We start from the raw sequence: 13,578 nt of genomic DNA, 5'->3' as shown, positions 1-13,578 counted from the left end.
GCTAAAGGGTCCGAAGACCCGAGGGGAGAGAGTCGGTATCAGGCTGCTTGCTGGACTGCCTTGAATGTGGCGGGGTTGGTCGGCGGGAACGGCCAGGCTGCGGCAGGGTTGAGAGCGGGTGCGGTGCCGATGGCGCGCACGACGTTTTTCGGTGCCGCGTCTACGTCATCGCCCTGTGGGGCGAAGTCTGCCGCCTTCGGGAAGTGCCACGGCTCGGCGTTGTCGCTGACGTGGGACGTTTCGCCTTCCGCAGCTTCCACGTGATCGGCAAGCTCTGTTCCGCTTGCGTCGCCGCCCTGTTCGTCATCTGTTTCGTCCATATCATCGTCCGCGTCGTTGGCGTAATAGCGGACCTGATGCACTTCGGCTGCGGACATGAATTCGGGCAACCAGTTCTTGCCAGCGAGCAACTTTTCGGCAGCTTCCGCTGCTTCGCCCTTCTTCATCTTGGCGAGTCGTTTGCCTTCTTCCGCCGAGACCACCCCGCTGACCACGGCGACGATGCGATCCTTCGACACATGGTTCAGATAGCTCTCGCGGGTCGGTTGCCAGTAGGCCGACAGGTTTAGGTCAAGCGCACCGGCAATTGCGTTGACCGCATTGGGGGCGTCGTTGCGGCTCACGCCGTTGATGCTCAGCGCGGTGCAGACCGATAGAACGTTCAGGAGGCGATCTTGCGGCTGCTCAAGGAGCCACCCGAAAAGCTCGTTCGGATTCGCGGGCAGGAGCTTGCGCCACGTCTGCACGTATTCGCGCAGTCCGCGCGCGTGCTCGTTCTGCTCCAGTTCGGGGGCGGCACGGCTCATATCGTTAAACGCTTCCCTGCTGCTGACCTGAACAACGCTCGCACCGTCGATATAGCCGGTATAGAGGAAATCGAGCGCAAGCTTATGCACGATGGTGACAAGCGCAACATTCGGGTTCATCGCGAGTGCCGACTGGACCGCTGCCGTGCGGTGAGCGGTCAGATTCAGGACAAGCTTTTCCGAGTGAACACCCTTTTCCTTCTTCGTCATGCTGCGTGGAAGCTCGACACCGCTGTCCTGCATCATCGTGCGCGCTTCCTCGCGATCTTCGCGGCGAACAAGGCCACGATGCACAGTGAGGCCACCGTTATGGCTCACGTAGACGATAGCGCCGCTGACCTGCATCTGTGCGGGCGTGAATTCACCTTCGCGTTCCTCGATTTCGGCGATTTCGCAAGCCAGCTTGTTGTCCTCAGCTTCGAGCGCTTCAACGGCCTCGTCGCTCAGATGTCCGTCCTCCCCTTCGTCCACGTCGTAATGCGCCTGGAGCGCGTCCGTGACTTCGTCGTAGCGCTTTTGCAGCGCGTCGAAGTGTTGCTGTTGCTCCGGGTTCAGTGGGGCCGGTTGGGCGTACAGTTGCGTGAACTGGTTATGCTCGTCGTAGTCGAACTTCGGGCGCGATTCGACCCAAGCCCAGCCTTCGGCCTCGATGGTTTTGACTTCGCTGGCGACTCGTTGATCAAAGACGCGCATCAACACGTCGCGGTTCAGAATGAAACCTTCGTCGTTCTCCGAAAAGAGATCGCGTTCGACCATGCCGCCTGCGGCTTCATACGCCTCGACTGTAACGAAGCGCACCATGCGGTCATTCAGCGACAGCTTGTCGCCTTTAAGACGGGCGCGCAGTTCGCGGGGGTTACGCGCCCAATCGCTCTGAGCGCCAAACCACACAGCTTCCTGTGTCTCATGATCGTCGGTCATCGCAAGCGCTTGAATCTGTTCAAGCTCCATTTCGTCGTCCGCGAAGAGGTCGAACAGCTTTGGCGATACGCTCGCCAGTTTCAGATGACCGGCCACAGTTTTCGGCGTGACCTTGAACACCGCCGCGATGAATTCGGGACTGCGGCCTTGGTCCGTGAGAGCTTTGTAGGCGATGAACTGATCCGCCGGATGCGGGGGCTTGCGCAGGTCATTCTCGGTGGCGCTGGCGAGGATAGCGTCCGCTTCCGAAATCTTCTTGCAAGGGACCAGATGATCGAGCGTGATATCCCCGCGCTCGACATTCACCAACAGACCGAGGCGACGCGTCTCGCCAGCGTCCACGCCGTAGGTCTGTTCCTTCTTCGCGCGCTTCTTCATCGGATGAACGACGAGATTCTGCAGCAGACCGACCGCCCTGATGTTGTCCGCGAACTGCAAGATGGTCGCCTCGGTGCGCGGTTTCTGGCGCTGGTTGTACGGCGACGCGACCAGCAACCGGAGGGGAATCATCTCGATTCCGGACCCTGCGCTTAGCGCGTTCGGCAGTTCAACTGCGGGCGCATTGTCCGTTGCGTTCACGTTGGCATCTTGGGCGTTCACGGTTTCCATAGCGGTTCCTTTAGAAAAGATAGGTGTTACGGGTTGAGTGGGACCGCCGGGCCCCAAGATTCTGAAGTCCCGGCCTAAGTTGTTTTCCAGAGTCGACGGCTTCCTTCCGAAGCTGCCGCCGTTCCCCTGAGTTCATCGTCCCGCGACAAAAGGAGCGCGAAGCGTGCGACGGTCAAGGATTCAAGGGCGGGAGGTGGTGCGGGCAGTCGCGAAGCGACAACACGGTCACGCCCGCCTTGACCGGCAAGCGCGAGCAGCTACTGTCGCGAAAAGGACGGGAACACAGGGGACGGGGATTTCGGCAGGCAGGTATGTCGCGAGGGAAAACGCCCCGCGCGGCGAGCGCGCTCACTGAGCCGCTGCAGGCGGCGAAGCTGGAGGGGATGGCACGCGCCGGGGCAAGACCGCGGAGCGGCGTAGCCCCAAGAGCGGGCGTCTCGAGATTCCGGGGCGCGGATGTGGGCGGCTTGCGTGCCTGGCGTCAGACAGGAACGCAAGGTGCCGCGCCCCGGCACGATAGCTGCGGGCGCGCGACGCTGCGTGCCCTGTCATGCTGGGATTAGTCGCCGGAGTAAAGCTGTTCGGCAACCTTCTCGGATTCCGGGCGTTTGGCCCAAATGGCATCCATGCGCTCGAAGGCAAGACTTTGCGTGGGGACGTTGTCGACCACTATTCCGTCGCGCAGGACGTTAAACGAGACGACTAAGATCCCCAAGGGGTTGCGGGTCTGGATGCGCTGGGTATCGAGTTGCAAGGTTTGCTCCGTTTCAGTAACCGCCAGGTCGAGGGCGAGTCTCAGCCCGCAATCTCAAAATAGAACCCGCTACGCTTCGCTTCATCCCACGCAGCACACCAAAGGATCATTGCTTCTTCGGGCAAGCTCGAAAACGTCTCGCTAATGATTCCGACGCTCTGGAGCGCGTCAAGCATCGCCATATTGGCGTCGCAGAAGTCGTGGGAGTGACAAATTAGCGGGTCCATCTGGCTTCTGTTTCGCTCGACCACTACTGCCTGCTCCGCTGGGGTTAGCCAGTCGGCCAGAACCTCGGCGAAGCGCTTGGCGCAAAACTCAATTGCGCATGCGTGCGCTGCCGCACTGGTCGGCATCGGTTCATCGCCAACGGGCTTTAGCGCGCCCTCGGCTCCCACAACGTAGGGCATCCACCCCGCAGCGGTTTGCACTGCCACCGGCACACCGGGCGCGATATCGGACATTTCGGGTCCGCCTAGCGTCTTCGCAAGGCCTTTCACTTCGGCTGGTTTCATCATTCTCCTTTCAGGTTTGGCGGGCGCTGCACCCTCGCCCGCCGTGATTTCTGGTCATCCGAGCAATCCCGCCTTCAACTCGTCCACCGAGTCGGAGAACGTGAATTTCTTCACGCGGCCAGCGTCGTCAAACAAGATCAGCAATTGCTTTTTGTGAACGTCTGCGCCGCGTGCGAAGGCCGAGACAATCGGTACAAAGTTGATTGCCTTCGGGGTCGAGCGGGCATACTCGTACGTCCACTGTTCAACGCCCATTTCGTTGAAACTGACCTTGGACGGCGATCCGAGCGTGCTTTGAATCTCGGCCTTGGTCGTCTTGCCTTCGGTGATCTGCGCGTTGATACTCTCCGCGCTCTGTTCCTTCATGGCGACGTTGCCGACGCTCGTTGCGCAACCTGCGCAAAGCATTGCTACTGCGATAGCGAGAAAAAGCGATTTCATGATGATGCCCCCTGTGTGATGGAAATGATGCAACGGCAAACCAACTGCAATCCACGGCGTGACAGCCCTATCGAAGGCGCTCCGTCACGTCGCAAACATCCTGAATAAAGCGGCCTCCAATCGAGCCACCGGCAATGCGACTACCTTCTGCGGTGAAGCCTTCGGCCAATGTCCCGAACAGACCGCGATAGCACGAAACAACCTCGTCCAATGATTCGCAAGCGGGCGGATCGTAATGGCGCACGATGCGTCGCGTTCCGCATTCGGTTGTGCTGTACACCGTGATCTGGTGATAGTTGCCTGCTGCGATAGCCTTTGCGATGGAGCGCCCCTCCTTGACCATCATTGCCTCCTGTTGGCGGTTCAAAGCTGACCGGGCCCCTAGATTCCGAAGTCCCGGCGTAAAAGATGTTTCTGCTGAGTCGGCGGCGTCTCTCGCCGTTGCCGCCGTTCCCCTGAGTTCGTCGTCCCGCGATCAAAGGAGACGCGGACGGAGCTGGGTCAAGGATTCAAGCGCGGGGTGTGGGGCGGGATGGAGCGATAGCGACTGACACGGCCCCGCGCGCCTTGACGCAGCGCAGGACGTGGCTACGATCGCGAGAAAAGGACGGCGAACGAGGGGGACGGGGTTTCGGCACAGAGAGCTGCTGCACGACGAAGCGAAACGCCCCGCGCGGCGAGCGCGCTCACCGAGCTGCAGGCAGCGAGGCTGGAGGGGATGGCACGCGCCGGGGCAAGTCCGCGGGACGCGGCGCAGTCCCAAGAGCGGGGGTGCATGTTCACCGGGACGCGAGGTCGTCAGCTTGCGTGACGGGCGCAGCCTGGCGCGCGAGGTGCCGCGTCACGGCTGGATCGCTGTAGCGGTACCGGAAACAGAATCGCCGGCACTCGGCCGGCGTCGGATGCGTAACGCCATCTGTAGCGTGAGGATATCTGTAGCCTCACGCTACCTGTATCGACAGGCGATTGTTATCGTACATGTGGAGCATTGACAGGAAGTAGCTCGGATCCGCTGGCCACTTGCATTGCTGCCAATAGGCGAGCAATGCACGGCGGACGGGTTCCGGATACTCGCGTACCCGCTTGCGTCCCCTGCGCCAATCCTCCGCGCGTCTGGCTCGTTCTGTAACCGTCTGACGCGCCCATTGCTGTTGACGCTGCTCCATCTCCTCATCAACGGTGATTTGCTCTGCCTCGATCTGGTCCGCGAAAAGCGGGAGCGCCTCCCGCTCTTTGCGCTGCTTGCGCGCGAATGCAGCGCGTTTGCGGCCAGTGTCGCGAAACTCATACCGTTCCTGCCGTTTGAAGCGCATAGCGTTCCCCTAACGGCAGTGGGCGGGCGTCCCGCTCGCCTGAATATGGTGCGTGATAGCGCGTTTGGCGCCGATCAGCGTCCGGCGACTTTTCAGGACGAATCCGCCGGACGCGTCAACGATCTGCGCCTCGATCTTCTCGACGCGATCGACGTAGGACAGGTGAATGTAGTGTCCCTTGTAGCCGATGGTATGAAACATGGCTCAGGCCTCCACACTGGCCGGAAAACCGGCTTGCGCGAGTTCGGCTCGGGCTTCGTCATCCCATGCGGTCGGCGAGTTGCCTTCGCACCGATATGCGTACTCATACGCTGCCTCGCGGTCATCCGGGTTGGTCGCCGTGATCTTCACCGCGACCTCGCGATAGGTGCCGTAGTCGTGGCCGTGGTTGCTCTTGGTATAGAGCAATGCCCCCTCGGGCGGCTCACCGAGCACGCGTTTGATCAGATTGATGAACGCCTTGCACTCGGCCCGATTTCGTTCCGGGAAATCGGCCTTGCCGATGTCCGCTGACTCTTCGTCGCATGGGCCGGGTCCGACTTCGATGCTTTCTACCAAGGCATTTCCCCTTGTCGTTGGTGGTGCGGTTTGTGCTGACCGGGCCCCTAGATTCCGAAGTCCCGGCGTAAAAGATGTTTCTGCTGAGTCGGCGGCGTCTCTCGCCGTTGCCGCCGTTCCCCTGAGTTCGTCGTCCCGCGATCAAAGGAGACGCGGACGGAGCTGGGTCAAGGATTCAAGCGCGGGGTGTGGGGCGGGATGGAGCGCAGCGACTGACACGGCCCCGCGCGCCTTGACGCAGCGCAGGACGTGGCTACGATCGCGAGAAAAGGACGGCGAACGAGGGGGACGGGGTTTCGGCACTGAGAGCTGCTGCACGACGAAGCGAAACGCCCCGCGCGGCGAGCGCGCTCACCGAGCTGCAGGCAGCGAGGCTGGTGGGGATGGCACGCGCCGGGGCAAGTCCGCGGGACGCGGCGCGGCCCCAAGAGCGGGAGTGCGTGTTCACCGGGACGCGAGGCCGTCAGCTTGCGTGACGGGCGCAGCCTGGCGCGCGAGGTGCCGCGTCACGGCTGGATGGCTGCGGCGGTACCGGAAACACCAACGCCGGCACTCGGCCGGCGTCGGACGTGCAACCTGATGCGACTACCACGTGAGACGGGGATGCTCGTTCGTCGGCATGAAGTTCAGAAAGTCCATCCGCCGCGCAACAATGGCGGTTGCATCGTCGAGTGACACGCCCGATTCCGTGACGAATAGCTGGATCAGTTCCTCGTCTGACGCGGCCTCGTCGTTGCTAAGAACCGACTCAAAATATTCGCGTGTCTTCTCGTCCAGCTTTGCACTCAACCTGGTCTCAGGTTGCGCGCCCTCACTGCCATCGCCGCGCGAGTCGAGCGGTTGTGGTGCGGTGAGCGCAATCACCTCCGCTGCTTCGATCAATGCGTTGTGCTCAGCCGTGGTCAGTCCAAAGGCCTTGGGCCATGCTTTTGCCAGCGCGTCGAGCGCTGCACGCATGCGCCTGTGCATGTCGTGTGCGGCATCAACCTTCGTGGCCAGTTCTGTCAGGCTGCGCCGCGCATTCGCCTTGCCCACTTCTGTGCCGTTTTCCAGCGCAGCGAGCATGATAGGCATCAACGCCTTCCATTTTGGTTCGAGACTGACGGCTTCGCCGCGCGTTACTCGACGTGTTCCGGTTGTCATCATCGTTCTCCCAACGGGGTCGATATCGACCCCACAACATCAGTTAAGGATGCTCAAATACAGGTAGGTTCGGGACATGATCGGCGTCCGAATCGAGCCTGACCCACTGAAAACCTTCGCCGCGTGCCCAGGCCCACAAGTCGGCGAGGTCGTCCGGCGGTGGCTCGGACGGCCGCATGATGGCGATCGTCTCCGCAGTCGGCACGGAGACAAAGAAACCAAATTCATACGGGCCGCAATAACACCAAGGGATCGAATCGCCCTCTCTTTCGAGTAGGTCGAGCGTCGGACGCGAAAGGTGGGCGGTGCCGATCGTCGGGATCGTGACGGTTTCTGGTGTGCCCGCCAAAGCGTCCGATGCGCGTTGAAGCCACTCGGCGCGCTTTGCGGTTCCCAGCGGCATGAGACGAACCGCGTCGCGCACAACTGCCAGTAGCGCGGCGCCGCGTTGCAGGCGTCCCGCTTCGGCGTCATCCAGTGGGCGCAACGTCGCTGCGATGCCGTGATTGGAAAACTCGTTTTCAAGGTAGGACAAGCCGTCAAAATCGGCGTCTGTCCGATCGGCAAAACTCACCAGAACATTTGCGGGTGCATTCATGATGTAGGCTCCGTGGGCCGCCTGGGCGGCCCCGTCCAATGGTTAGAGTCCTGCGGTGATGGGTCGGCGGCGCTCGGGGTGGTTAGCAGCCGTCGCCGCAAACTGGTACGCGCGCAGCAACGTCGTGAACAGCCCTTCGTAACGGTCCGCTATGTACGCCTTGAAGCCTTCCGCGTCCCGTCCGATCAGCACGTCAACACCGTTGATTTCCTGCCGGAAATTCGCGTCATCGTGGTTGGTCGGCACCTTCATGACTTCCACGCCTTTACGCCGAACGACGAGACAATCGGCGTGTCCGAAAAGATCCGTCATGCCGTGATGCGTCCAGCCGAATCGGCGCGCAGCGATCGAGGTAGGCCGCTCAAACATCTTCATGCCCCGCTGCAAATAGACTTCGCTGACGTGCTGGCCGCATACCTCGCAAGCGCCGAGGCGTTCGCTTGACTGCCCGGTTGCCTTCAACGTGTAGCGCAGTACTTCGCCGTCATGGTCGTGGACGGTGGTTTCAATCGGTGCGCGCTGGCTCATTGCTTGCCCGCCTTTCCGGCTGCGGCCTTCGCCAGTCGCTTCGCTTCCAGCTTCAGTGCATACCGCAGCTTGTCCGCGATCTGCTCATCGCTGAGGGTTTCGAGCAACGTCAGAACGCTTCCGCCGTTCTCGTTCACCATGATGGTTTTCTCGCCTGCATGCTTTCCCCATTGCGGGCCAGCCTTGCCCTTGTAGTCGCGGTGTTCGTGCCGGTAAATGATGGCCAGCTTCTGCTTGCGCGAAAGCGTCGCCGAGTCGATGGGTTGCACTGCATCGGACATGTCTCGTTCTCCCTACGGGTTGAGCTGACCGGGCCCCTAGATTCCGAGTCCCGGCGTGAAAGATGTTTCTGCTGAGTCGGCGGCGTCTCTCGCCGTTGCCGCCGTTCCCCTGAGTTCGTCGTCCCGCGATCAAAGGAGACGCGGACGGAGCTGGGTCAAGGATTCAAGCGCGGGGTGTGGGGCGGGATGGAGCGCAGCGACTGACACGGCCCCGCGCGCCTTGACGCAGCGCAGGACGTGGCTACGATCGCGAGAAAAGGACGGCGAACGAGGGGGACGGGAATTCGGCACAGAGAGCTGCTGCCCGACGAAGCGAAACGCCCCGCGCGGCGAGCGCGCTCACCGAGCTGCTGCAGGCAGCGAGGCTGGAGGGGATGGCACGCGCCGGGGCAAGCCCGCGGGACGCGGCGCAGTCCCAAGAGCGGGGGTGCATGTTCACCGGGACGCGAGGTCGTCAGCTTGCGTGACGGGCGCAGCCTGGCGCGCAAGATGCCGCGTACCGGCTGGATTGCAGCAGCGGTACCAGAAGCGACAACGCCGGCACTCGGCCGGCGTCGGAATCAGATGACAATCTAACGAAACTAGAAGACAGGGAAATGGTTGAACAGGTCCGGCGTGGGAAACGGTGCCAGCGGTTTATCCTCGGTGTCCGCGTCCTCTGAGCGCCCCTCCAGCTGCGGACCCGAATTGTCGTCCGCGATCTTGATGAAGCCGCGATCAAGGGCGCCGACGATGATCCGCCTTTTGTCCTCGTCTGTTTCGACGGGGAGACCCTCTATCAACTCCCTGACATCGAAGTTGAAGCCCGACCCCTCGCCTTTCGCATACGAAGTCGTGAACCAGTATTCCATCGGCCCCTGGTCGACGTCATCATCAAGATAGCGGCGATACACCTTCACGCCGTTGTGTTCCGCGAACAGCTCCGGACTGACGAAAATCTGCTGGTACGGCATGGTTTCTCCTTTCGAGCAATATCACTGCATGGTGTTCACGCCCGCCAGACTGCGGGCGTCTTCAATCAGGCCGCCATCGCGAACAGATCGAGCTGGCTTAGCGGCTGGGCCATCGAAACCGCTTGCGCTGTGGGAACGTGTGCCGGCTCTTCCTGTTCAACAGATTCGAAATCGCAGACCACAACCTCACACACCGGCGAGACACCGTGCCAATCGCCGCGATACGTCTCCGTGTCGATTCCGCAATTGGCCTCAAGCGATATCGCCGTTTGATCCAGGAATTTCCGGCACTTTTCAGCGATGCTCTCCTGATAGTCCCGCTGTCCCGAATAGCGAAAGGGTGCGGACATCTGCGGGACAATGAACGTACCCCATCGCGCGATGCGCGACGCCAGTTCGATTACCTTGTATTCGAACTCCGCGCCCTTGTAACGGCCGCAGTAACCGTCTGCTCTCACGCGGCCAAAGGGTGGATTAGAAATCACCGCGTCGAACCGGTCGAACTCTTTCCACCAGTCGCCGAATACGTCCGCGTGAATCCAGACCGCATCGGGCACTACCTTTCGACCAACGCGCACATATTCCGCGCAGCGCTCGACGCATACGATTGATTTCGCTTTTCCTTCGCAGGCATACGCGAGGGAGCCGATCCCGGCGCACAGGTCGACAATCGAGTCACAACCGCTCGGCACTTCGATGGAAAAATCGCGGGCGAGACCCCACGGCGTGAAAAACGCACCCATCGCGCTGTTATCGTGATTCGCCCCTTCCTGAAAATTTTCGAGTACGAACAGACGTTCATCCTCCGTCAATCGACGGTCAAGGGCGACAAGCCGGTTCACTTCTGCCATCGCCTTAGTTTGTGCCTTAGTCAGTTTCATATGCTTCCCCGTAGGATGTTCAATCGGCGGCCACGTCATCGCGCGGCCTGCGCTTTTTCAGTTGATGCGTCGCGCCCTACCAAGGCCGTAGAAACCACCGACGCCGAGAATGTCCGCCGCCATGTCTGCCAGCGCGAAAAGACTTGGACCGCCCGTGTATTCGCAATGCCACTCACCGAGCAGCGAAAACGAGACAGGCTCCCTCGGGCGCTCGAAGTCAGCACGCAGATACGCACCCGGTGCCGGGCCAGTAAAAAACGAACCGGCTACCTCGATGCGATCGAATTTGTAGGGGTAGATGCACTGCTGGTAATCGCTCACTTCTTCTGCTTTGATCATTGCGCGTCCTTAAAGCTGACCGGGCCCCTAGATTCCGAGTCCCGGCGTAAAAGATGTTTCTGCTGAGTCGGCGGCGTCTCTCGCCGTTGCCGCCGTTCCCCTGAGTTCGTCGTCCCGCGATCAAAGGAGACGCGGACGGAGCTGGGTCAAGGATTCAAGCGCGGGGTGTGGGGCGGGATGGAGCGCAGCGACTGACACGGCCCCGCGCGCCTTGACGCAGCGCAGGACGTGGCTACGATCGCGAGAAAAGGACGGCGAACGAGGGGGACGGGGTTTCGGCACAGAGAGCTGCTGCACGACGAAGCGAAACGCCCCGCGCGGCGAGCGCGCTCACCGAGCTGCAGGCAGCGAGGCTGGAGGGGATGGCACGCGCCGGGGCAAGTCCGCGGGACGCGGCGCAGTCCCAAGAGCGGGGGTGCATGTTCACCGGGACGTGAGGTCGTCAGCTTGTGTGACAGGCATAGCCTGGCGCGCAAGGTGCCGCGTCCCGGCTGGATCGCTGCGCGGTACCGGAAACAGAAACGCCGGCACTCGGCCGGCGTCGATGGTTATCCCGCGCGCGAGTGGCTACTGAGTCGTCGCCGGAGATGGATAGGTAACGTGGATTTTTCCGTCCGGCGTGAGCGTGAACTCACCCGGGCCTGCGTAGCCTGCGGGCTTCGTCGGCTCGTAAATGTAAATCGCACCGGGTTTCATGTTTCGTTGCGCCTGGGTTTGTGGTGGCTGCGTCTGAACACAGGCGGAAAGCACGATAACAGCGGCAATCAGGGCGACACGGTATGCGGTGGCAAGCATATTTCTCTCTCTTCGTTGGCGGCCGCGCAGGCACGGCCGCATGCTGTTTAAACGTCGATCGTCAACAGAACGGTCCGAACATTCGTGCCAGATTCTACAAACGTTCCCTCCGGCAGTTCTTCCCACGTACCGCCTCGAGCTTCAACAAGCGGCAAAAGCTTTTCGTTCTGTCGTGGGCCATTCGCACAGATCGCAACCAGACGTGCGCCCGGTTTCATAAAGTCCAGTGCATGTGAAATATGCGCGATATCCTGACCATTGGCGAAAGGCGGATTAATGATGATTCGGTCGAACAGGCCCAGCTCGTCGCCGCACTCCAGAAAGTCGGCGCATACGACCTTTATATCGGGGTGTGACGCCGCGAGCGTCCGAGAAAGCGCGTGATTTATCTCGACGGCAGTAACGGTGATGGTGGTGCGGTCGATCGCTTCGAAAATCGCGTTGATGATGCGGCCGGTTCCTGCGCTGAACTCGCCAACCGAATCCCCCTCCTCGATCGCCGCCTCTTCCACCATACGCGCCGCTAGGGCGGACGGTGTCGGGAACAGTTGCGGCGCGCTGACTACCTGCACACCGGCCCGCAGCAATTCGCGCAAGCGGTCGAAATCCTCTCCCTTTTCCCGTGTCTCGACCGGGGCCGCCGGCTCGGCCATGCGCGATTCAACGCTTGACGGCTCGCGCTGGCTTTCGATCCTGACCGCCTCGGGCGTGTTGCTTTCCACCGCGGGCGGGTCGACGCGCTTCTGGTCCGTGATGTACACCTGAGCCAACCGGTAGCCGTCTCCCGCGACCAACGCACGGCGAATGCGGTGCGCGCCGTGCTTGTCGTCGGCGGCGATCTTCCGGACGCTCTTGTAGTCGTCCGGGCGGTTCTTCCACTGCGCAGCAGTCATTTCGAGAAAGCCCTCGCCGGGGTAGTTCGTGAGTGGAGACAGTTTCTTTGTGGCCTTCACGGCTGCGGCGTCTGTGGCTTCGGGTTCGCGGTATCCCTTCACCTCTTCGATTCCATATTTCCACTCATTGCGCCAATGAACGACGGCGGGCGCGCTCGTGGTAACGCTATTGATGCGACCGCTTGCACGATTGACCCGGATCACGACCAGCCATTCGCCGCCGACAAGCACGCGCCCGCCCGGCTTGATGTCGTGGTGGTCTGACGCAATGCCGCCGTTCTCGTCCAGCATGGCGCGCTCATATGCAAGCCGGTTTTCCAGGTGCATGATCCAGCGCTGACGCCAGGCTATGGTTTGCCTATGGACTGGAATGCAATGTTCGCGCGCCTGCTCGACGGTCATTTTTTCGTCGGCCAACATCGAATAGACCGACGTCCCCCAGGTCTTTCCTTGCTCGTAGATGGATACGTGGTCAAACGCTGCGATCTGTTTCGCCTGTTCCAGCGTGAGGCCCTCGGTCTGCCACTTCGTGAGGTTCTCGCTTGCCTCGGCGCTCTCCCGCCGATGTTTGCGGAGGTCTGCCTCCAGTGTCCTGATGCGACGGTGGCGCACGTCTGGCTTTTGCTTGTATTCCGCGTGGCGACGTGCCCCGGTTGCGCGACGCGTCCAGTATTCGGATGTTTCCCAAAGATTGACGGCACGACGCATGCCGTTTTCGATGCGCTCAGCGTCACGGCGCGCGTGGCGCTCGCTGTGATGGCCAACGAGGATAGGCTGTCCGAGCGGGATATGATCCGCGATAGCGGCGACGGCTTCACGCGCCGTGTGCGCTTCGCTCGCGCGCTTTTCGCTGTAGTCCTCGAACCGGTCTGCCCTGTCTTCTGCCCGATCAACTAGCGTGGTGTCCTCGTCGCCAACCTCGCCGCAAAGTTCAAGCAGCAGATCCTCGCGCGACGGCGACCACGCCGGAGCTACGAAAAGATCCTGTTTCGGTGCAAAACGGAAACCTGCTTCGTGAACGCGTTTGTACAGGCCATCGTCCAGACGCGAAGTCGAGTAGAGCCGCAGCTTATTGTCTTCGGGTGAATAGGTGGCGCTGAGATTTTGCAATAGGTGGCGCTGAGATTTTGCATCTAAAGTTCTCCTTACAGGTTGAGCTGACCCGGCCCCTAGATTCCGAGTCCCGGCGTGAAAGATGTTTCTGCTGAGTCGGCGGCGTCTCTCGCCGTTGCCGCCGTTCCCCTGAGTTCGTC

At 61.3% G+C, this 13,578-nt stretch carries 16 protein-coding genes and 1 pseudogene; all 17 read right to left on the bottom strand.

Annotated features, from left to right (window positions below; all coding sequences use genetic code 11):
- Positions 1-38: 38 nt before the first annotated feature.
- Positions 39-2,336 carry a hypothetical protein gene (locus tag AYM40_RS37125; protein ID WP_063501158.1) on the bottom strand — a complete coding sequence of 766 codons (2,298 nt, stop codon included), beginning with the start codon at positions 2,334-2,336 and terminating at the stop codon, positions 39-41.
- Between the two features lie 559 nt (positions 2,337-2,895).
- Complete coding sequence (locus tag AYM40_RS37120) at positions 2,896-3,090, bottom strand: hypothetical protein (RefSeq protein WP_063501157.1); 195 nt, start codon at positions 3,088-3,090, stop codon at positions 2,896-2,898.
- Positions 3,091-3,131: 41 nt separating this feature from the next.
- A complete protein-coding gene (locus AYM40_RS37115) occupies positions 3,132-3,551 on the bottom strand; it encodes a hypothetical protein (protein WP_137954139.1) in 420 nt (139 codons plus the stop codon).
- 105 nt (positions 3,552-3,656) lie between these two features.
- Positions 3,657-4,043, bottom strand: a complete 387-nt coding sequence (bamE, locus tag AYM40_RS37110) for an outer membrane protein assembly factor BamE domain-containing protein (protein WP_063501253.1) — start codon at positions 4,041-4,043, stop codon at positions 3,657-3,659.
- A 67-nt stretch (positions 4,044-4,110) separates the two neighbouring features.
- Positions 4,111-4,410: a hypothetical protein gene (locus AYM40_RS37105; protein ID WP_158515393.1), complete on the bottom strand. Its 300-nt coding sequence runs from the start codon at positions 4,408-4,410 to the stop codon at positions 4,111-4,113.
- Positions 4,411-4,984: 574 nt separating this feature from the next.
- Complete coding sequence (locus tag AYM40_RS37100) at positions 4,985-5,356, bottom strand: hypothetical protein (protein ID WP_063501155.1); 372 nt, start codon at positions 5,354-5,356, stop codon at positions 4,985-4,987.
- 9 nt (positions 5,357-5,365) lie between these two features.
- Positions 5,366-5,557 (bottom strand): hypothetical protein, encoded by a 192-nt coding sequence (locus AYM40_RS37095; protein WP_063501154.1) that lies wholly within the window; start codon positions 5,555-5,557, stop codon positions 5,366-5,368.
- A gap of 3 nt (positions 5,558-5,560) precedes the next feature.
- Positions 5,561-5,914, bottom strand: coding sequence for a hypothetical protein (locus tag AYM40_RS37090; RefSeq protein ID WP_063501153.1), 354 nt, complete (start codon positions 5,912-5,914; stop codon positions 5,561-5,563).
- Between the two features lie 585 nt (positions 5,915-6,499).
- Positions 6,500-6,988 (bottom strand): hypothetical protein, encoded by a 489-nt coding sequence (locus AYM40_RS37085; protein WP_063501152.1) that lies wholly within the window; start codon positions 6,986-6,988, stop codon positions 6,500-6,502.
- 112 nt (positions 6,989-7,100) lie between these two features.
- A complete protein-coding gene (locus AYM40_RS43150; RefSeq protein ID WP_236721172.1) occupies positions 7,101-7,694 on the bottom strand; it encodes a hypothetical protein in 594 nt (197 codons plus the stop codon).
- Between the two features lie 3 nt (positions 7,695-7,697).
- Entirely contained in the window at positions 7,698-8,183 is a 486-nt protein-coding gene (locus AYM40_RS37075) for a hypothetical protein (RefSeq protein ID WP_063501150.1), read from the bottom strand.
- Entirely contained in the window at positions 8,180-8,464 is a 285-nt protein-coding gene (locus tag AYM40_RS37070; RefSeq protein WP_063501149.1) for a hypothetical protein, read from the bottom strand. Before AYM40_RS37070 ends, AYM40_RS37075 begins: the two co-directional genes overlap by 4 nt.
- 581 nt (positions 8,465-9,045) lie before the next feature.
- Positions 9,046-9,417, bottom strand: a complete 372-nt coding sequence (locus tag AYM40_RS37065) for a hypothetical protein (RefSeq protein WP_063501148.1) — start codon at positions 9,415-9,417, stop codon at positions 9,046-9,048.
- 65 nt (positions 9,418-9,482) lie between these two features.
- A complete protein-coding gene (locus AYM40_RS37060; protein ID WP_063501252.1) occupies positions 9,483-10,298 on the bottom strand; it encodes a methyltransferase in 816 nt (271 codons plus the stop codon).
- Between the two features lie 57 nt (positions 10,299-10,355).
- Positions 10,356-10,637, bottom strand: coding sequence for a hypothetical protein (locus AYM40_RS37055; protein WP_063501147.1), 282 nt, complete (start codon positions 10,635-10,637; stop codon positions 10,356-10,358).
- Between the two features lie 567 nt (positions 10,638-11,204).
- Positions 11,205-11,432, bottom strand: a complete 228-nt coding sequence (locus AYM40_RS37050; RefSeq protein ID WP_063501146.1) for a hypothetical protein — start codon at positions 11,430-11,432, stop codon at positions 11,205-11,207.
- 725 nt (positions 11,433-12,157) lie between these two features.
- Positions 12,158-13,522: pseudogene (locus AYM40_RS37045) on the bottom strand (DUF3560 domain-containing protein); the annotation flags it as partial.
- Between the last annotated feature and the right edge of the window lie 56 nt (positions 13,523-13,578).

This window comes from Paraburkholderia phytofirmans OLGA172, assembly GCF_001634365.1.
GTDB lineage: Bacteria > Pseudomonadota > Gammaproteobacteria > Burkholderiales > Burkholderiaceae > Paraburkholderia.
The sequence above is the reverse complement of the archived record's forward strand: the minus strand, read 5'-3'. Positions and strand labels throughout refer to the sequence as shown.

Coding starts and splice junctions, on each gene's coding strand:
- AYM40_RS37125 (WP_063501158.1), bottom strand. CDS start 2,336: ATGGAAACCGTGAACGCCCAAGATGCCAACGTGAACGCAACGGACAAT.
- AYM40_RS37115 (WP_137954139.1), bottom strand. CDS start 3,551: ATGTCCGATATCGCGCCCGGTGTGCCGGTGGCAGTGCAAACCGCTGCG.
- bamE (WP_063501253.1), bottom strand. CDS start 4,043: ATGAAATCGCTTTTTCTCGCTATCGCAGTAGCAATGCTTTGCGCAGGT.
- AYM40_RS37100 (WP_063501155.1), bottom strand. CDS start 5,356: ATGCGCTTCAAACGGCAGGAACGGTATGAGTTTCGCGACACTGGCCGC.
- AYM40_RS37095 (WP_063501154.1), bottom strand. CDS start 5,557: ATGTTTCATACCATCGGCTACAAGGGACACTACATTCACCTGTCCTAC.
- AYM40_RS37085 (WP_063501152.1), bottom strand. CDS start 6,988: ATGCCTATCATGCTCGCTGCGCTGGAAAACGGCACAGAAGTGGGCAAG.
- AYM40_RS37075 (WP_063501150.1), bottom strand. CDS start 8,183: ATGAGCCAGCGCGCACCGATTGAAACCACCGTCCACGACCATGACGGC.
- AYM40_RS37070 (WP_063501149.1), bottom strand. CDS start 8,464: ATGTCCGATGCAGTGCAACCCATCGACTCGGCGACGCTTTCGCGCAAG.
- AYM40_RS37065 (WP_063501148.1), bottom strand. CDS start 9,417: ATGCCGTACCAGCAGATTTTCGTCAGTCCGGAGCTGTTCGCGGAACAC.
- AYM40_RS37060 (WP_063501252.1), bottom strand. CDS start 10,298: ATGAAACTGACTAAGGCACAAACTAAGGCGATGGCAGAAGTGAACCGG.
- AYM40_RS37055 (WP_063501147.1), bottom strand. CDS start 10,637: ATGATCAAAGCAGAAGAAGTGAGCGATTACCAGCAGTGCATCTACCCC.
- AYM40_RS37050 (WP_063501146.1), bottom strand. CDS start 11,432: ATGCTTGCCACCGCATACCGTGTCGCCCTGATTGCCGCTGTTATCGTG.